This is a genomic window from Serratia sp. BIGb0163 (assembly GCF_024809935.1).
GTDB classification, from domain to species: domain Bacteria; phylum Pseudomonadota; class Gammaproteobacteria; order Enterobacterales; family Enterobacteriaceae; genus Serratia; species Serratia quinivorans.
Genome location: NZ_JANUDZ010000002.1, coordinates 448,450 through 465,169, shown reverse-complemented (window position 1 = coordinate 465,169; position 16,720 = coordinate 448,450). Strand labels below are relative to the sequence as shown.

Genomic DNA, 16,720 nt, shown 5'->3' with positions numbered 1-16,720 from the left:
CACTCTTCAAGACTTGATATTTTTTCGAACCCGAAGGTTCTGGATATCGTCTTGTGGAGTGCCCACACAGATTGTCTGATAAATTGTTAAAGAGCGTTCGTTACGGAGATAACTCTCGGTAACGCGGGAGGTGCATATTACGCTTTCCCGCTGAAGAGTCAAGCTTTTTTCTTATTAAGAAACGGTGTTTTCACAGGCTTGCTTCTTCCTGGCTGGGCGACTTGGTTCTCGTTAGAGGAGTCGTTGTTCCCGGTCAGTGGAGGCGCATTATAGGGAGTTCTCAGAAGGCCGCAACCCCTAAATGCAAAAAACTTTTCAAGCGTTCAAATAACAACCAATAAAGGCCTTTTAGGATATTTATTAGCCGGAAAAGTGGTGTTTTAAGGCCATTAGCCCGGAAAACTCTCTAAGAGCAATGAAAACAGATAAAGAAAAGGGAGCGGTCGCCCGCTCCCTTTTATCGCAATGACTATAGATAGCCGTTACTGTTTAGCGACGATGTGCTCGTCTTCCACATCCAGCGTCACCGGTTTGCCCGGAATCAACTTGCCGGAAAGGATTTGCTGCGCCAATGGGTTTTCGATCTCCTGCTGGATAGCGCGTTTCAATGGACGCGCACCATACACAGGGTCGAAACCAGTTTTGCCCAGCAGCTCCAACGCCGGTTCGGTCATAGTGACTTCGTAACCACGCTCTTCCAGACGTTTGTACAGACGCGCCAACTGAATCTTGGCGATCTCGGCAATGTGTTTCTGGCCGAGTGGGTGGAACACTACCACCTCATCTATACGGTTGATGAATTCCGGACGGAAATGATGCGTGACCATTTCCATCACCGATTCCTTCATCTGCGCGTAGTTCATCTGACCGAAGTGTTCCTGGATCAGATCGGACCCCAGGTTAGAAGTCATGATCACCACGGTATTACGGAAATCAACGGTACGTCCCTGACCATCGGTCAGCCGCCCATCGTCCAAGACCTGCAGCAGAATGTTGAACACATCTGGGTGCGCCTTCTCGACTTCATCCAGCAGGATCACTGAATAAGGTCGACGACGTACCGCCTCGGTCAGATAACCGCCCTCTTCATACCCGACATAGCCCGGAGGCGCACCCACCAGCCGCGATACCGAATGCTTTTCCATAAACTCGGACATATCGATACGCACCATGGCATCGTCACTGTCGAACAGGAACGAGGCCAGCGCCTTACAGAGTTCTGTTTTACCCACCCCGGTCGGGCCGAGGAACAGGAACGAACCGATTGGACGGTTTGGATCTGAAAGCCCAGCTCGGCTACGGCGAATGGCGTTAGATACCGCGCTCACGGCTTCATCCTGGCCAATCACCCGAGAATGCAGCTCCTGCTCCAGACGCAACAGCTTGTCACGCTCGCCTTCCAGCATTCTGGCAACAGGAATACCGGTAGCCCGCGCCAATACTTCGGCAATTTCTGCGTCGGTCACCCGGTTACGCAACAGCTTCATGGTTTTGCCTTCGGCCAGCGTGGCGGCAGCAAGCTGTTTTTCCAACTCTGGGATCTTGCCGTACTGCAGTTCCGACATCCGCCCCAGATCGCCGACGCGGCGCGCCTGCTCCAGGGTTATCTTGGCCTGCTCAAGTTCCGCTTTGATATTCTGCGTACCGGAGAGTGAGGCTTTTTCCGCTTTCCACTCTTCTTCAAGCTCTGAATATTCACGCTCTTTCTGCTCCAGCTCACCGCTAAGCATTTCCAGACGTTTCTTGCTGGCGTCGTCCGACTCTTTACTCAGCGCCTGTTGCTCCAGCTTAAGCTGAATAATGCGGCGCTCCAGACGATCGAGCGATTCCGGCTTGGAGTCCATCTGCATACGGATGCTGGACGCCGCCTCATCGATCAGGTCAATAGCCTTATCCGGCAATTGACGATCGGAGATATAGCGGTGTGACAAGGTCGCCGCCGCAACAATCGCCGGGTCAGTGATCTGCACATGGTGATGCAGTTCATAACGTTCTTTCAGGCCTCGCAGGATAGCGATGGTGTCTTCAACGCTGGGTTCCGCCACATAGACTTTCTGGAAACGACGTTCGAGCGCCGCGTCTTTCTCTATATACTGGCGATATTCGTCCAGCGTGGTGGCACCGACGCAGTGCAGTTCCCCACGTGCCAGCGCCGGTTTCAACATATTGCCGGCATCCATCGCGCCATCGGCTTTACCCGCGCCGACCATAGTGTGCAGTTCATCAATAAACAGAATGACGCTGCCTTCCTGTTTGGACAGATCGCTCAGCACCGCTTTCAGACGCTCTTCAAACTCACCGCGGTACTTGGCCCCGGCAATCAGCGCCCCCATATCGAGGGACAGCACTCGTTTATGCTTTAGGCCTTCCGGGACTTCACCATTAATGATGCGTTGCGCCAAACCTTCGACGATGGCGGTTTTACCCACGCCAGGCTCGCCGATCAACACCGGGTTGTTTTTGGTACGACGTTGCAGCACCTGAATGGTGCGACGGATCTCTTCGTCACGGCCGATAACCGGGTCAAGCTTGCCCTGCTCGGCACGTTCGGTCAGATCAATAGTGTATTTCTTCAACGCCTGACGTTGGTCTTCAGCACCCTGATCTTCCACGCTGTCTCCACCTCGCATTTGCTCAATAGCCTTGCTGATTTTATCGGTTGTCGCACCGGCCGCTTTCAACAGATCGGTCAATGTTCCACGATCCTCAAGCACCGCCAGTACAAAGAGTTCGGAAGAAATGAATTTGTCCGCCCGCTTTTGCGCCAGCTTGTCGCACAGGTTAAGGACACGCACCAGTTCATGGGACGGTTGAACGTCACCACCGGTACCTTCGACTTGAGGCTGCCGAGACAGTGCCTGTTCGATTTCAGTGCGCACGCGCCCTGCATCGATACCGGCAGAAGTTAAGAGTGGACGAACCGTGCCCCCGTCCTGATTGAGCAGAGCGCTCATCAGATGTAACGGTTCAATAAACTGGTTGTCGCGCCCAAGGGCTAAAGATTGGGCATCGGCGAGGGCAAGCTGGAATTTGTTAGTAAGACGATCCAGACGCATAACACCTCCAAGATGGGTCGAAATTGCTACTGGAGATTAAATGAGGTCATCCCTCAAAAATTCAAGGTTATTTCGACTGTATATTTTCGGTACTACATCATGCGTCTTTGGACCGTCCTAATTCAATAGGTTATATCAGCCAGATTAAACTTGCCAGACGTCCGGTTATTCCATCGCGACGATAGGAGAAAAAATGACTGATTTCGCTCACCGTGCAGCGATCGCCACCGTAGATGGCGTGAATGCCTGCGCGTTGCAGGCGCTGACGAGCCAATAAATAGATATCGGCCAGGAATTTATCACCCTGGGGGGTGAATGCTGCCGCCGCTGCGTCATCCACAGCAATAAATGCCGCACGGACCTCTGGCCCTACCTCAAACTGCTGCGGACCAATTGCCGGGCCGAGCCAGGCGCTGATGCGACCCGGTTCAGCAGCAAAAGCAGCCAGAGTTTGTTCCAGCACGCCATTGCACAGCCCACGCCAACCGGCATGGGCTGCAGCAACTTCATCACCGGCCTGCGAGCAAAACAGCACCGGCAAGCAATCCGCCGTCATCACGGCACACACTTGCCCCGGAACATTACTGTAAACGGCATCCGCTTGCAGGTCGGCTGGCGTTTGCCCATCCAGCCGCACTACACGGGTACCATGGATTTGCTCCAGCCAGACTGGCATCTGCGGCAGGCCGGCACCCTCCACCAGCCGTTGGCGGTTATCCTCCACCGCCCGCGCATCATCACCCACGTGGGTTCCGAGGTTGAGCGAGTCATATGGCGGTAAACTGATGCCGCCGTGACGGGTCGTGCTGCAGGCTTTTACCCCAGCAGGCAACGGCCAATCGGGCAGGATAAGCGAATCCATTACCAGTTCATCTGATCTTTAAATTCTTCAGTATCGGCTTTCAGCGCGTTAATCAAATCGACCATATCCTGAGGCAGCGGCGCGTGCCACTCCATCTGGATACCGCTGATTGGATGATATAAACGCAGCATGGTAGCGTGCAGTGCCTGGCGATCGAAACCGCGCAGCGTGGCAATAAATGCATCCGACGCACCTTTTGGCGGACGCGGACGGCCACCGTACAGCTGATCCCCCACCAACGGATGGTTGATATGTGACATATGCACACGGATCTGGTGAGTACGGCCGGTTTCCAGACGCAGACGCAGGCGCGTGTGCGCACGGAAGTGCTCCATAATACGGTAATGCGTCACCGCGGGTTTACCCATCGGGTGCACTGCCATATGGGTGCGCTTGGTCGAATGGCGCGAAATTGGCTCTTCGACAGTACCGCCGGCGGTCATGGTGCCAATGGCGACCGCTTCATATTCACGGGTAATATCCCGCGCCTGCAGCGCTTCTACCAGTCGGGTTTGCGCCGGAACGGTTTTGGCCACGACCATCAAACCGGTAGTGTCCTTGTCCAGACGGTGCACGATGCCGGCACGCGGCACATCGGCAATTTCAGGATAGTAGTGCAGCAACGCATTGAGCACCGTGCCATCCGGGTTGCCGGCGCCAGGGTGCACGACCAGGTCGCGTGGCTTGTTGATGACCAGAATGTCACTGTCTTCGTAGACGATATTCAGCGCGATGTCCTGCGGTTCCCAACGGGCGTCTTCTTCTATCTGTGCATCAATGGCGACCGTCTCTCCCCCCAGTACCTTCTCTTTCGGTTTGTTTATCGTTTTGCCATTAACCTGTACCCGATTGTCCAGGATCCAATCTTTTATGCGAGATCGTGAATAATCAGGGAACAATTCGGCCAAAGCCTGATCTAAACGTTGTCCGAGTTGAGATTCGGCCACCGTTGCGGTGAGTTGTACTTGTTGTGCCATATGCAGCTTCTTCGTTAACGTTGGGTTTTCACGGCGATGCCGTTTAATATAATGTGCTATTGTAACTGGTCTTTGTCGGGAGCTTAACGGACAGTCTCCCGGAATAACACCCTGAGGATAATCAAAACGTCATGACGCGTATGAAATATCTGGTGGCGGCAGCCACGTTGAGCCTGGCGCTGGCAGGTTGCTCCACATCCAAGGATGCGGTTCCCGACAACCCACCTTCGGAAATCTATGCTACTGCCCAGCAAAAACTGCAGGACGGTAACTTTAAGGGCGCGATTACGCAACTCGAAGCGTTAGATAACCGCTATCCTTTCGGGCCGTACTCTCAGCAGGTTCAGTTGGACCTGATTTATGCCTACTACAAATCTGCCGATTTACCACTGGCTCAGGCGTCTATCGATCGTTTCATGCGTCTGAACCCTACGCACCCGAACATCGACTACGTGATGTACATGCGTGGTCTGACCGATATGGCGTTGGATGACAGTGCATTGCAAGGCTTCTTCGGGGTCGATCGTTCAGACCGCGATCCACAGCATGCTCGCGCTGCGTTTCGCGATTTCAGCCAGCTGATTCAGCAGTACCCGAACAGCCAGTATGTGACCGATGCCAACAAGCGTCTGGTGTATCTGAAAGACCGCCTGGCCAAGTATGAGCTTTCGGTGGTGGAATACTACACTAAACGCGGTGCCTACGTCGCGGTCGTTAATCGCGCCGAACAGATGCTACGTGAATATCCGGATACCAAAGCAACGCGCGACGCGCTGCCGCTGATGGAAAATGCGTATAAGCAGTTGCAACTGAACGGTCAGGCCGACAAAGTGGCCAAAGTGATTGCCGCCAACCCGGCATAACCGAATTGGCAACGGCAGAAAAACAAAACGGCAGCCTTGGCTGCCGTTTTCATTTGCTGCGAACTTAACCAGAGCTGGATAAATACCCAAGCAAAAACACGATGTTAGCAAGTCTGCCCCACCGCTTATCCTTTCAATAATGCGCGTTCCGCTCACAAGACTCAAGCGTTAGATAGCCAATTCAAATGCTGAATCACAGATTGAACTAACTTTGCAAAAAGTGACAAAAATACGTGATTTTCATCACGCATTTAAGCAAAAAGCGGGGTATGCTGGATCCATCCAAGACGGAAAGACAGAGAGGTAAGTTATATGACATTGAACATTACCAGCAAACAAATGGATATCACTCCCGCAATCCGCAGTCACGTCGAAGACCGTCTCACCAAACTGGAAAAATGGCAGGCCCAACTGATTAACCCACATATCGTCTTATCCAAAGAACCGAAAGGGTTTGTTGCCGACGCCACCATTACTACCCCTAACGGCCCGCTGGTCGCCAGCGCTAAACATGAAGACATGTACACCGCCGTTAACGATCTGATCGCCAAGCTGGAACGCCAGTTGAATAAGGTGCAGCACAAAGGCGAAGCACGCCGTGCCGCGACCAGCGTGAAGGACATCATTCCGGAAGTCGAACCGGAACAGGAATAACCGTTTAGCGGCTGTTTCACATCAAACGCGCCTGAGGGCGCGTTTTTTGTCTGGTTTTTTTATTGACGAGATAAAGGCCTGCGGTTACTTTAAAACCTGTCTCACGCATACTCTGGATAACCCATGCTCCGTAAACCGTTTTTCTTCGCATTCTTTTTTACCTTCCCCTGATTGGGAGGCGTTTCGTCGTGTGATAAAGAATGCGAAGACGAACAGCAAAGCCTCCTGAAATCAGGGGGCTTTTTTTATGGCTATTTACGACGTATAAAAAATATAAGGCAGAAGCTGATTATGACTGACAACCCGTTACTCGTGCTGCGCGAACGCATCAGCGCACTGGATCTGAAACTGCTGTCCCTGCTGGCAGAACGCCGTGAACTGGCGGTAGAGGTAGGGAAAACCAAGCTGCACTCTCATCGCCCAATCCGGGATAAAGAGCGTGAGCGCGACCTGCTGGACGCCCTGATCGCCGCCGCCAAACCCTACGATCTGGACGGGTTCTACGTCACCCGCCTGTTCCAGCTAATTATCGAAGACTCGGTATTAACCCAGCAGTCGTTACTGCAAAACCAACTCAATCAAGTCAGTCAGCATTCAGCCCGCATCGCTTTCCTCGGCCCGAAAGGCTCTTATTCACACCTGGCCGCACGCCAATACGCTGCTCGTCATTTCGACCAGTTGATCGAGTGCGGTTGCCAGAAATTCCAGGACATATTTACCCAGGTCGAAACCGGCCAGGCGGATTACGCCATTCTGCCGATTGAAAATACCAGCTCAGGTTCGATTAACGATGTCTACGATCTGCTGCAGCACACCAGCCTGTCGATCGTCGGCGAACTAACCAACCCTATCGATCACTGCGTCCTGGTAGCCAGCGATACCGATCTTGCCCAGATCGAAACCGTGTATAGCCACCCGCAGCCGTTCCAGCAATGCAGCCAGTTCATTAATCGTTATCCGCACTGGAAAATCGAATATTGTGAAAGCACTGCCGCAGCGATGGAAAAAGTCGCCAAATTGAACTCGCCAAAAGCCGCAGCGCTGGGCAGCGAAGCCGGCGGGGCACTGTATGGCCTGCAGGTGCTGGAGCACAATCTGGCCAATCAACAGCAGAACATCACCCGCTTCATCGTGCTGGCGCGTAAGGCTATCGACGTCTCCGAGCAAGTGCCGGCTAAAACCACGCTGATCATGGCCACCGGGCAGCAGTCTGGTGCACTGGTTGAAGCGCTGCTGGTGCTGCGCGAAAACGGCATCATCATGACTAAATTGGAATCTCGCCCGATTAACGGCAACCCGTGGGAAGAAATGTTTTATATCGATGTGCAGGCTAACCTGCGTTCTGAATCAATGCAGAAAGCATTGAGGGATCTGACGCCGATAACTCGCTCGCTGAAGGTGTTGGGCTGCTACCCCAGCGACAACGTGGTGCCGGTCAACCCATCCTGAATGAGATAAAAAAGGGTTCGGCATTGCCGAACCCAGATATTTTACTGTCGACTGTCATTCGCCTGGCGCAACAACGAACGGCTTTCCACCAGGAAACGCTGCGCGTAGTCGCCAAACCAATGCTCGACCTTTTGGAAACTCTGGATAAACGCCTGTTTATCCCCCTGTTCCAGCAGTTTTATCGCCTCGCCAAACCGTTGGTAGTAGCGTTTGATTAACGCAATGTTCTCTTCCGACGACATGATGATATCTGCGTACAACTGCGGATCTTGCGCAAACAGCCGCCCGACCATTGCCAGCTCCAACCGGTAGATTGGTGAAGAGAGTGCCAGCAACTGTTCCAACTGAACGTTTTCTTCCGCCAAATGCAGACCATAGGCAAAAGTGGCAAAATGGCGCAGCGCCTGAATGAAGGCCATATTCTGATCGTGCTCAACCGCGCTGATACGGTGCAAACGCGCGCCCCATACCTGCAGTTGCTCCAGCAACCATTGATAGGCTTGCGGCTCGCGGCCATCGCAATAGACCACCACCTGCTTGGCCACGCTGCCTACGTCCGGACCAAACATCGGATGCAGACCCACCACCGGGCCAGAGTGCGCTGCCAACATGGCATTTAGCGGGCGATTTTTTACCGACGCCAGATCGACCAGGATACAGTCTGCCGGCAGCGGAGGTAATCTTTCAATCACCTGCTCGGTCACGTGAATCGGCACGCTGACAATCACCATTCCGGCGTCTGCCAGCAAAGCATCGGCCTGCGGCCAGTCTTGCTGATCCAATACCTTGACCTGGTAGCCGGACAGCGTCAGCAGGCGATTAAACAACCGTCCCATTTGGCCGTTACCGCCGATGATGACAATAGGACGCAGCTGTGGGTTCAGGGTTTTAAAGCCTTTGTCGTTCTCGCTGACATAAGACTCACGCATTACCCGGCGCAGTACATCTTCAATCAGATCGGGCGGTACACCCAGATTCTCTGCCTCCTGACGCCGTGAGGCCAACATCGCCGCCTCACGCTCGGGAACATATACCGGTAACCCGTGGTGGCTCTTAACCTCACCCACTTCTGCCACCAGCTGCAGGCGTTTTGCCAGCAGCTCCAGCAGCGCCTTATCCACTTCGTCAATTTGATCGCGCAACGCGGTCAGTTCAGCCACCATAACTTACTACTCTCCAGTACGTGCCGTCAGCGCAGTGCCGAGTTCCTGGTGCATATGGCGCAGCAGCGTCTGGGTACTCTCCCAGTTAATGCAGGCGTCAGTAACAGAAACCCCGTAGCGCATATCTGCACGCGGTTGCTCAGAAGACTGGCTGCCTTCGTGCAGGTGGCTTTCCAGCATGATGCCGGTGATCGAACGGTTACCCGCTTTAATCTGCTCTACCACGGACTCGGCAACCGTCGGCTGACGGCGATAGTCTTTATTCGAGTTGCCATGGCTGCAATCTATCATCAAGGACGGGTGGAGTCCCGCGTCCCGCATCTGTTTTTCACAGGCCGCAACGTCTTCGGCACTGTAGTTCGGCGTTTTACCACCGCGCAGGATCACGTGCCCATCCGGGTTACCCTGCGTTTGCAGCAGGCACACTTGCCCTGCCTGGTTGATGCCGACAAAACGGTGTGGCATCGCCGCTGCACGCATGGCGTTGATTGCCGTCCCCAGGCTGCCGTCGGTGCCGTTTTTGAAGCCCACCGGCATCGACAAGCCTGAAGCCATCTCACGGTGAGTCTGCGATTCTGTGGTACGTGCACCAATCGCCGACCAGCTGAACAGGTCACCCAGGTATTGCGGGCTGTTCGGATCCAAGGCTTCGGTGGCCAACGGCAATCCCATGCCAACCAGGTCCAGCAACAGACGACGCGCGATGTGCAAACCGGCTTCAACATCAAACGAACCGTCCATGTACGGATCGTTGATCAGGCCTTTCCAGCCAACGGTGGTGCGTGGTTTTTCAAAATAGACGCGCATAACGATATACAGCTGATCGCTCAATTCAGCCGACAGGGTTTTCAAATGACGGGCGTAATCCAGGGCAGCATCCGGGTCGTGGATAGAACAGGGTCCGCACACCACCAGCAGGCGATGATCGCGCCCCTGCAAAATATCAGCGATGGTTTTACGCGCGGTAGCGATTTCATTTTCATCGCTGGCGCTGAGCGGGAACTGGTTCTTCAGTTCTTCCGGAGTGATCAGAATTTGTTCTGCACTGATATGAACGTTATTGAGCGCGTCTTTTTGCATGATGCTATTCCTGTCGTTTGCCGTTATGCGTAAGCGTTAATACAACCTTGAGCGTTTCAGGTCCTTACCATACCATGTGATGTAAAGTTTTCAATCCGATATCTGTAAATAAAAAATTACCACTGACAAACCCTCTTGAAATGCCATATTAAAAAAGATAACAATAAACATGTAATTGATTGTTTTATAAATAAAAATAAACAAAATCAATCAAGATCTTCGTTTATCTCCTTCAATCTTTAAGAATCGGAGTTATCGCCATTAAGTGTAAATTAAAATATACAGTATATTTTCCACCACAATGCATCAGGCCGCGATACAGCCCTCAGTCTCATCCAGATTATCGAGCACGGCTGCCCACCCGCTGTTGCCACCAGACGACAACCTTAGCCAAAACCCAGCCAAACGCTAAGGATACTCAGCATGATATGCCGCAGGAAGGGGTTAATTAAGTAGAAGAAAAGTGAATAAGTAAGGATGAGAAATTAAAAACTTAAGCTAATCGTAGCTATTTTGGTCGCCATGACGAACCGATATAATGTGACTGACATCACTTATAATCACTCTTAACAACTGGATCCAAAATGCTCTCTTTACGCGCTCGCCGCGCTATTCCGCTGTTCATTAGCTGCTTAACGACTTTCACCAGTGTTTCAGCCCTTGCCGACAATACGCTTTTCACCGCGATGGACGATCCGGCCACCGCTAAAAAGCCGTTTGAAGGCAACGTCCAGGCCGGCTACAACTCGCAGTCTGGTAACTCACAAAGCTCGACCCTGCTGGCCAACACCAGCATGACCTGGTTCAACAGCGATGCCGCCTACAGCCTGTGGGGAGCCGCCAACAACACCACCTCCTCTAACGTGCGCTCGTCTGAAAAGTATCAGGCCGGTGGCCGTACCCGTTATAACCTGTCCGATCGCAACTACCTGTTCGGTCAGGCAAGTTGGCTTAGTGACCGCTTCAACGGTTATGACTCCCGTTCCACGCTGACCGGCGGTTATGGTCGCCAAATCCTCAACGGGCCGCTCAGCGACCTGCGAGTTGAATTTGGTCCCGGCGTACGTCACGATGAATATCATGGCGGTGGTCGCTCCACCAAAGCGCTGGCTTACGGCGCAGCCAACTATTCGTATCAGTTGACCGACAATACCAAGTTCTCCGAAGGTGTTTCCGCACTGGCTAACGAAGAAACTACCTTGAACTCCGAAACCGCGCTAAGCGTCGCGATTAACGAAAGGTTCGCACTGCGTCTGGCTTATAACGTGACTTACAACAGCAAGCCGCCAGCGTCAGCACCGAAAAACACCGACACCACCACTTCCATCAGCCTGGTGTACGGTCTGTAATCTTTTCGGTTCCGCATTTCTTATACGACCAAGCCCATTATTAATGGGCTTTTTTTATGCCTGAGGCGTCAGAGTCAACCAGACCATGCCCAAGGCTTTCAGCGCATCGGTAGAGCACTGGAAGTCAGCATTTCCCCCACTGACCTGAACCTGATTACCCGGCAAACGCGCAATATCATAGACGTCGATATTGCCGTCGATATCGATCAGCCAACGGCCATTGGCAATGTGCGTCACCGCTAAATCCACCAGCCAGGATAACCGACCGCCGTCAATGTAGGCCGGTTGCGCTACCCCTGCCGGGATCAGCGAACTGTCCGCCAACCATTCTCCCGCCTCTTTCAACTGCCCGGCGACGAGCCGGTATTTCGGCAGCGCTTGCCCGCCCTTAGGTACCGTCACCGCCGTGCTGCCACTGCCCATTTCCCCCTGTCCGGTTGCCAGCCACAACAGAGAAACACCGGTATCCAGAGCGCAAGTCACCACGATATCTCCCGGGAAATAATTACGACGAACCCAGGTGCTCATGGTGCCCGACGAAATACCCAGTAAATCTCCCAGCTCTTTCTGCAAACTGAAACCATAGGCATCGAGAATGCGGCGCAGCACACCTTTACCGCCAGAGGCCAGAACCCGATCGTAAAGCGCTTTTCCCTGCGCGGGTTGAATCGGTTTACGTTCACTTTTTGCTTTTGCAAGCTCTCCGGTCATAAGCCAGGCCAAATCCGCCCCCGTAGCCAGCGCGCAGCTGATGATCACATAGCCAGGCACACTGCCACGTTGCTGCCAACTGCTGATGTTGTTAGGGGCTATCCCCAGGATTTCACTCAGCTCTTTCTGCGTGCCAACGCCATAAGATGAAAGGATCCTTTCAATCACTGCGCCTACTGAGGCGTTATCGTTCACAGTCTCTTCACGCATATCATCACCAATTAAAATCAAAATTTGCATTTACAAGTCGCATTTTGCGATCTAAAGTGCCGTATGAATGTTTCACAAACGGCTTAAATGTCACTTTAGTTAAGATGATGCGACATGATTGATGAAAATGCAAACATCCTGGTAGTCCAATAGCAAGTTATGCTGCCATTGGTTAACGGTAAGCTCACACAGTGATGGTGATTCGAACCGAGAGCTACCTCGCTTTTGCAAGCCCATATATCAATCCGCATCCAGGGAGGTTGTTATGCTGCTGGCGAGTGAAGAGCAACGGGCTATCGGCCTACGGCGTATCGCTGAAATCCGCCGCACGCTATTCGCCCAATATAAAAATCAGGCCGAGGAGATCTACAACACGGCACCGCTGCATCTACGTCACACGCTCTGCTTTCATGCAGGCCTGACCGAGCGTCACGTGATGCTGCAGTTCCACGAGATGAGTTATCCCCAGCGACAGAAAATTGTCGCTGCGCTCAATGCATTCATTGAACTGGGCAAATCACTGCCGCGCTATATCAGCGAAGAGGATTGCCTGCTGAATCAGAAAAAATAGCCGTTCTGCAACTTCTGGCGTGCAACCCGCCGGATGTCGTTCGGCCCAAATTTACCCTATCTGGAGAACACACCATGGCTGATACCATAGATATGGCGCAAGAACGCCAGGCGCTGATGCTCGAAAAGCAAATCGCGCACGCCAGGCCCGTAGTCACCCAGGCCTCTGCGCAGTTTTGCACAGACTGTGACGGGGCGATCCCGGAGGTACGACGCCGCGCTATTCCCGGCGTAAGCCGCTGCGTGGCCTGCCAGGAGATCTCAGAGGCTCAGCAACGTCACTTTATCCAGCGTTAATACGATGCCAGCTTCCCCCGGCCTTATTGGCCCCCCGCCTTCAGCCTCGTTTGAAGGTGCCTATCCCTGGAATGCCCCGCGGCCAGCCATTGGCCGCGAACCCACGCTAAACCGCGATCGGTTACGCCAGTGGCAAGCCGCGCTACGGCGCGTCAATTCTCTACCTTATTATCTGCGTATACAGTTTACCGAGCGCCACCAACATCTGTTGAGTCAACAAGGTTCGAAGGCTGCCTGGCACTATTTGGTGTTGGTTTTCGAACGTCGTATATGGCCGCGTATTCAGCAAGTGAATGATAAATTTGCTCTGAATCGGCAGGCCTCGATGCGCTTTGGTAGTGAGTCCGACAACTATAACGCTTTGCCCACGTTGGGTGACAAGGCGCTGGAACAGTTGGCAAAACGTATCGCCGGCCAGTTACTGGCGCTTTATCAAAGCGAGTGCGACACCCTACTGACCAGGCATGCGGGAGACTCTTCTGTCCTGCTGCGGGACGAAATTCAATCGCGGTTGTATGGCCAGATTGCCGGTATGGCACGCGCTTTTAATATTCAGCCCATGCATTGGCACTGTTATCGCAAGGGGTTGCTGGACAGCCACCGCGCGGTAGCGGCACTGTCGAGACTGACCAGCGATCGTTGGTGGCTGCGACGCCTGAAGATGCAACGTATGCAGTGGCGCGAAGCGCTGCTGATCGCCATTGGCAACGTCAGCCGCAACACATCACCCTATGCCAGCCGGCAAGCCATTCGTGACGTGAAGGCGCGACGCCAGTCAAACCTGGATTATCTTCGCCGCTGCGATTTGGAAAATACCGTTACCGGGGAGCGTATCGATCTGATGGAGAAAGTGCTCGGCAGCATTGCCAATCCGGCGATCCGCCGTATGGAGCTAATGAATACCCTCGCAGGCATTGAAACCTACGCCGCGCGCAGCAGCCACATCGGCCTGTTTGTCACCCTGACTACCCCTTCCCGTTTTCATCCCATGCGCACTGCCGGCGACCGCGGTAAGTCACGCTTTAATCACCGCTGGGACCGCGAAGATTTTACCCCCAAAGACGGCCAACGCTACCTGGTGAAACAATGGAGCAAAATGCGCACTGCTTTCAAAGATCGCCAGTTGCAGGTCTACGGTGTTCGCGTGGTGGAACCGCATCACGACGGCACACCGCATTGGCACCTGATGCTGTTTACCCCTCAACCCCATCGTCAGCAGGTGATCGATATTCTGCGCCGTTATGCATTGCAGCAAGATGCCGGGGAACCCGGAGCGCAAGAGAATCGTCTCCAGTATAAGCACCTGAATCGAGGGGGTGCGACCGCTTACATGGCCAAATACATTGCCAAGAATCTCGATGGCTATGCACTGGAGGAAGAACTCGATCATGAGACCGGTAGCCCGCTGAGTGAAACCGCCAATGCCGTCAGCGCCTGGGCCAGCACCTGGCGTATTCCGCAGTTTCATCCTTTTGGTTTGCCCAGCATAGGCGCATATCGCGAGTGTCGTCGCATTCGTGGGCAAAGCCTGACGCAGCAGTTCGATGCGCGAACCGAAGCCGTACGCGCCGCCGCCGATACGGGAGATTTTGCCGGTTATATCAATGCTCAGGGCGGTGCTAACGTGCCGCGCAGCCGGCAGTGGGTGCGCGTAGCGCGTGATGATGCGCCCATGCTGAACAGCTATGACGAACGAGTGCAAAAGGTGGTCGGTATTTATGTCCCCCATCTGGGCCCTGATCGGGTGTACCGGACACGTACGCTACAATGGCGCATCGTCGCTAAAAACCGCGAACCTGCGACACCTTGGAGTTCTGCCAATAACTGTGGATCCTCCTCCTTTAACGCCCCAAAACCGGCGCCCTCCGCACGCCTGACTCCAGCACAACAGCAGTATTGCCTGACTATTGCCCGCGATCTTCGGCGGACAGGCATCGATCCGCAGCGCTGGCAGTTGGAAGTATTAGCAAGAGGAGGGAAAATCAGCTTTGACGGACAACTTGTACAATTTCCGCTAATCAATGACTGGGCAAATTTTTACTGCACAAATGATAAATCCAATCATTGACGCCTTTAGCGTTTTGCTTAATACTGTATAAATAAACAGTATACTTAAGAGAGGGCAAGAACAGTGGAAATTATGGATAAACAACAGCTAACACTGTCCCGCATCCAGTTCATCGCCGATGTTTCGCAGGCTGCGCAGTGCAGTGCCGCCGAATTTCTGATCGCCATGTCGCTGATTTCGGATCTGGCCAGCCAGGTGTTGCCGGACAATGATTATCAAGAAATATTTTACCCGGCTGACGGACAGGACTCTCGCTAAATCAGCGTCTGCTTACGCTAAATCCCCTTTTCCAGCACCCGCCATCGGCGGGTGTTTTCGTTTCTGTGTTTGGCATTTTCTCCCTTCGGTTGTGCCAGCCCATCCACAACCCCATCGCGTTGCCGATGCCTGGTTCTCACGGGAAACTAGTGCTTATCCGGGGCCGTAGCGTCCATCTCAGTCAACCATATCGCAGGAGCGTAATGATGAAAATTTATGCACAACAAGGCGACACCATAGACGCGATTTGCTGGCGCTATTACGGCAGCACTCAGCGTCTGGTGGAGCAGGTCTATCTCGCTAATCGCGATCTGGCCGACGCAGGCCCGCTACTCCCCCACGGTCATCCGGTAGAACTGCCGGATCTGCCGGCGGCCGCTCAACGAGAAACCGTCAAACTGTGGGACTAAGCGATGGAAAAACTCACCTCAACGCTTGCCTACCTCACGGCGGCCTGTCTGGCCTGGATGGGGCGACATTCCACACAGGACATTGCCCTCTTGGTCGGCGCTGCGGTCGGTGTCGGTACTTTCGCAGTGAATTGGTACTACCGGCGTAAAAGTTACCAGCTGTTGAAATCGTTAAAAAAAAACGGTCTGAAACGCGGAGTCTACGATGAGCTCACTCGCTAAACGCTGCAGCGTGGCGGCTATTCTGGCCCTCGCCGCCCTGCTGCCACAGTTCAATACCCTACACACCTCTGAACAGGGATTGCGCCTGATTGCCGATTTCGAAGGCTGCAGACTCTCCCCCTACCAGTGCAGTGCCGGGATCTGGACCAACGGCATCGGCCATACCGCCGGTGTGAAATCCGGCTCCGTCATCGACGAACGTCAGGCCGCGGCCAATCTGATCGAGGATGTCCGCACCGTCGAACACGGCATCGCACGCTGCATGACCGTAGAGATGCCTCAGCCGGTTTACGACGCAGTCAGCGCCTTTGCCTTCAACGTTGGCGTCAGCGCTGCCTGCAATTCCACATTGGCCACCTTTATCAAACGCCAACAATGGCAGGCGGCTTGCGATCAGCTACCGCGCTGGATCTATGTCAAGGGCGTTAAAAGCCAGGGGCTGGAGCGCCGTCGCCATGCCGAACGTGCTCTATGCCTACAGGGTATTCAGCGCTGATGCTGGCTGCATCGCTTCAACCACT

18 protein-coding genes and 1 other annotated feature are annotated in these 16,720 nt (G+C 53.7%); of the genes, 12 read left to right on the top strand and 6 right to left on the bottom strand.

The window, feature by feature from the left end; genetic code table 11:
* Positions 1 to 482: 482 nt before the first annotated feature.
* The 3 genes from clpB to rluD all read right to left on the bottom strand — a co-directional run bounded on the left by clpB (position 483) and on the right by rluD (position 4,895).
* Positions 483 to 3,056 carry an ATP-dependent chaperone ClpB gene (gene clpB, locus M2406_RS13100; RefSeq protein ID WP_017891681.1) on the bottom strand — a complete coding sequence of 858 codons (2,574 nt, stop codon included), beginning with the start codon at positions 3,054 to 3,056 and terminating at the stop codon, positions 483 to 485.
* Between the two features lie 130 nt (positions 3,057 to 3,186).
* The gene (gene yfiH / locus M2406_RS13095) at positions 3,187 to 3,918 is read right to left on the bottom strand and encodes a purine nucleoside phosphorylase YfiH (RefSeq protein WP_259190283.1); all 732 of its coding nucleotides are present in this window, start codon (positions 3,916 to 3,918) and stop codon (positions 3,187 to 3,189) included.
* On the bottom strand, positions 3,918 to 4,895 hold the full coding sequence (rluD, locus tag M2406_RS13090; RefSeq protein WP_012005329.1) for a 23S rRNA pseudouridine(1911/1915/1917) synthase RluD: 978 nt from the start codon (positions 4,893 to 4,895) through the stop codon (positions 3,918 to 3,920). Before rluD ends, yfiH begins: the two co-directional genes overlap by 1 nt.
* Before the next feature lie 131 nt (positions 4,896 to 5,026).
* Here rluD and bamD point away from each other — a divergent pair, with 131 nt between their 5' ends.
* From bamD to pheA, 4 genes are all read left to right on the top strand, one after another.
* The gene (gene bamD, locus M2406_RS13085; protein WP_012005328.1) at positions 5,027 to 5,758 is read left to right on the top strand and encodes an outer membrane protein assembly factor BamD; all 732 of its coding nucleotides are present in this window, start codon (positions 5,027 to 5,029) and stop codon (positions 5,756 to 5,758) included.
* A gap of 312 nt (positions 5,759 to 6,070) precedes the next feature.
* Positions 6,071 to 6,412, top strand: coding sequence for a ribosome-associated translation inhibitor RaiA (gene raiA / locus M2406_RS13080; protein WP_012005327.1), 342 nt, complete (start codon positions 6,071 to 6,073; stop codon positions 6,410 to 6,412).
* 122 nt (positions 6,413 to 6,534) lie between these two features.
* Positions 6,535 to 6,661 (top strand) — a sequence feature (Phe leader region).
* A complete protein-coding gene (gene pheL, locus M2406_RS13075) occupies positions 6,536 to 6,583 on the top strand; it encodes a pheA operon leader peptide PheL (protein ID WP_198010413.1) in 48 nt (15 codons plus the stop codon). (Overlaps the previous feature by 48 nt.)
* A 42-nt stretch (positions 6,662 to 6,703) precedes the next feature.
* Positions 6,704 to 7,861 carry a bifunctional chorismate mutase/prephenate dehydratase gene (pheA, locus tag M2406_RS13070; protein WP_012005326.1) on the top strand — a complete coding sequence of 386 codons (1,158 nt, stop codon included), beginning with the start codon at positions 6,704 to 6,706 and terminating at the stop codon, positions 7,859 to 7,861.
* A 41-nt stretch (positions 7,862 to 7,902) separates the two neighbouring features.
* Here the strand turns inward: pheA and tyrA are convergent, their stop codons facing one another.
* A complete protein-coding gene (gene tyrA, locus M2406_RS13065) occupies positions 7,903 to 9,024 on the bottom strand; it encodes a bifunctional chorismate mutase/prephenate dehydrogenase (RefSeq protein ID WP_012005325.1) in 1,122 nt (373 codons plus the stop codon).
* 6 nt (positions 9,025 to 9,030) lie between these two features.
* A complete protein-coding gene (locus tag M2406_RS13060; protein WP_012005324.1) occupies positions 9,031 to 10,104 on the bottom strand; it encodes a 3-deoxy-7-phosphoheptulonate synthase in 1,074 nt (357 codons plus the stop codon).
* A gap of 584 nt (positions 10,105 to 10,688) precedes the next feature.
* Between M2406_RS13060 and M2406_RS13055 the strand changes: the two genes are divergently transcribed.
* Positions 10,689 to 11,453, top strand: coding sequence for a YdiY family protein (locus M2406_RS13055; protein WP_012005323.1), 765 nt, complete (start codon positions 10,689 to 10,691; stop codon positions 11,451 to 11,453).
* Positions 11,454 to 11,507: 54 nt separating this feature from the next.
* Here M2406_RS13055 and M2406_RS13050 read toward each other — a convergent pair whose 3' ends face one another.
* Complete coding sequence (locus M2406_RS13050; RefSeq protein WP_112362930.1) at positions 11,508 to 12,404, bottom strand: helix-turn-helix domain-containing protein; 897 nt, start codon at positions 12,402 to 12,404, stop codon at positions 11,508 to 11,510.
* A gap of 235 nt (positions 12,405 to 12,639) precedes the next feature.
* On the opposite strand from M2406_RS13050, the gene M2406_RS13045 reads away from it, so the two are divergent.
* The 7 genes from M2406_RS13045 to M2406_RS13015 all read left to right on the top strand — a co-directional run bounded on the left by M2406_RS13045 (position 12,640) and on the right by M2406_RS13015 (position 16,695).
* Positions 12,640 to 12,945 (top strand): hypothetical protein, encoded by a 306-nt coding sequence (locus M2406_RS13045; protein ID WP_012005321.1) that lies wholly within the window; start codon positions 12,640 to 12,642, stop codon positions 12,943 to 12,945.
* Positions 12,946 to 13,019: 74 nt separating this feature from the next.
* Positions 13,020 to 13,241, top strand: a complete 222-nt coding sequence (locus tag M2406_RS13040; protein ID WP_259190280.1) for a TraR/DksA C4-type zinc finger protein — start codon at positions 13,020 to 13,022, stop codon at positions 13,239 to 13,241.
* A 4-nt stretch (positions 13,242 to 13,245) separates the two neighbouring features.
* On the top strand, positions 13,246 to 15,309 hold the full coding sequence (locus M2406_RS13035; RefSeq protein ID WP_259190279.1) for a replication endonuclease: 2,064 nt from the start codon (positions 13,246 to 13,248) through the stop codon (positions 15,307 to 15,309).
* Between the two features lie 63 nt (positions 15,310 to 15,372).
* The gene (locus M2406_RS13030; protein WP_026142210.1) at positions 15,373 to 15,567 is read left to right on the top strand and encodes a hypothetical protein; all 195 of its coding nucleotides are present in this window, start codon (positions 15,373 to 15,375) and stop codon (positions 15,565 to 15,567) included.
* Positions 15,568 to 15,773: 206 nt separating this feature from the next.
* Positions 15,774 to 15,977, top strand: a complete 204-nt coding sequence (locus M2406_RS13025; protein ID WP_012005318.1) for a tail protein X — start codon at positions 15,774 to 15,776, stop codon at positions 15,975 to 15,977.
* Between the two features lie 3 nt (positions 15,978 to 15,980).
* On the top strand, positions 15,981 to 16,199 hold the full coding sequence (locus tag M2406_RS13020; RefSeq protein ID WP_012005317.1) for an HP1 family phage holin: 219 nt from the start codon (positions 15,981 to 15,983) through the stop codon (positions 16,197 to 16,199).
* Positions 16,183 to 16,695, top strand: a complete 513-nt coding sequence (locus M2406_RS13015) for a lysozyme (protein ID WP_259190277.1) — start codon at positions 16,183 to 16,185, stop codon at positions 16,693 to 16,695. Before M2406_RS13020 ends, M2406_RS13015 begins: the two co-directional genes overlap by 17 nt.
* Positions 16,696 to 16,720: the final 25 nt, after the last annotated feature.

Coding starts and splice junctions, on each gene's coding strand:
- M2406_RS13025 (WP_012005318.1), top strand. CDS start 15,774: ATGAAAATTTATGCACAACAAGGCGACACCATAGACGCGATTTGCTGG.
- clpB (WP_017891681.1), bottom strand. CDS start 3,056: ATGCGTCTGGATCGTCTTACTAACAAATTCCAGCTTGCCCTCGCCGAT.
- M2406_RS13045 (WP_012005321.1), top strand. CDS start 12,640: ATGCTGCTGGCGAGTGAAGAGCAACGGGCTATCGGCCTACGGCGTATC.
- bamD (WP_012005328.1), top strand. CDS start 5,027: ATGACGCGTATGAAATATCTGGTGGCGGCAGCCACGTTGAGCCTGGCG.
- M2406_RS13040 (WP_259190280.1), top strand. CDS start 13,020: ATGGCTGATACCATAGATATGGCGCAAGAACGCCAGGCGCTGATGCTC.
- rluD (WP_012005329.1), bottom strand. CDS start 4,895: ATGGCACAACAAGTACAACTCACCGCAACGGTGGCCGAATCTCAACTC.
- M2406_RS13050 (WP_112362930.1), bottom strand. CDS start 12,404: ATGCAAATTTTGATTTTAATTGGTGATGATATGCGTGAAGAGACTGTG.
- M2406_RS13060 (WP_012005324.1), bottom strand. CDS start 10,104: ATGCAAAAAGACGCGCTCAATAACGTTCATATCAGTGCAGAACAAATT.
- tyrA (WP_012005325.1), bottom strand. CDS start 9,024: ATGGTGGCTGAACTGACCGCGTTGCGCGATCAAATTGACGAAGTGGAT.
- yfiH (WP_259190283.1), bottom strand. CDS start 3,918: ATGGATTCGCTTATCCTGCCCGATTGGCCGTTGCCTGCTGGGGTAAAA.
- M2406_RS13015 (WP_259190277.1), top strand. CDS start 16,183: ATGAGCTCACTCGCTAAACGCTGCAGCGTGGCGGCTATTCTGGCCCTC.
- raiA (WP_012005327.1), top strand. CDS start 6,071: ATGACATTGAACATTACCAGCAAACAAATGGATATCACTCCCGCAATC.
- M2406_RS13035 (WP_259190279.1), top strand. CDS start 13,246: ATGCCAGCTTCCCCCGGCCTTATTGGCCCCCCGCCTTCAGCCTCGTTT.
- pheA (WP_012005326.1), top strand. CDS start 6,704: ATGACTGACAACCCGTTACTCGTGCTGCGCGAACGCATCAGCGCACTG.
- M2406_RS13055 (WP_012005323.1), top strand. CDS start 10,689: ATGCTCTCTTTACGCGCTCGCCGCGCTATTCCGCTGTTCATTAGCTGC.
- M2406_RS13020 (WP_012005317.1), top strand. CDS start 15,981: ATGGAAAAACTCACCTCAACGCTTGCCTACCTCACGGCGGCCTGTCTG.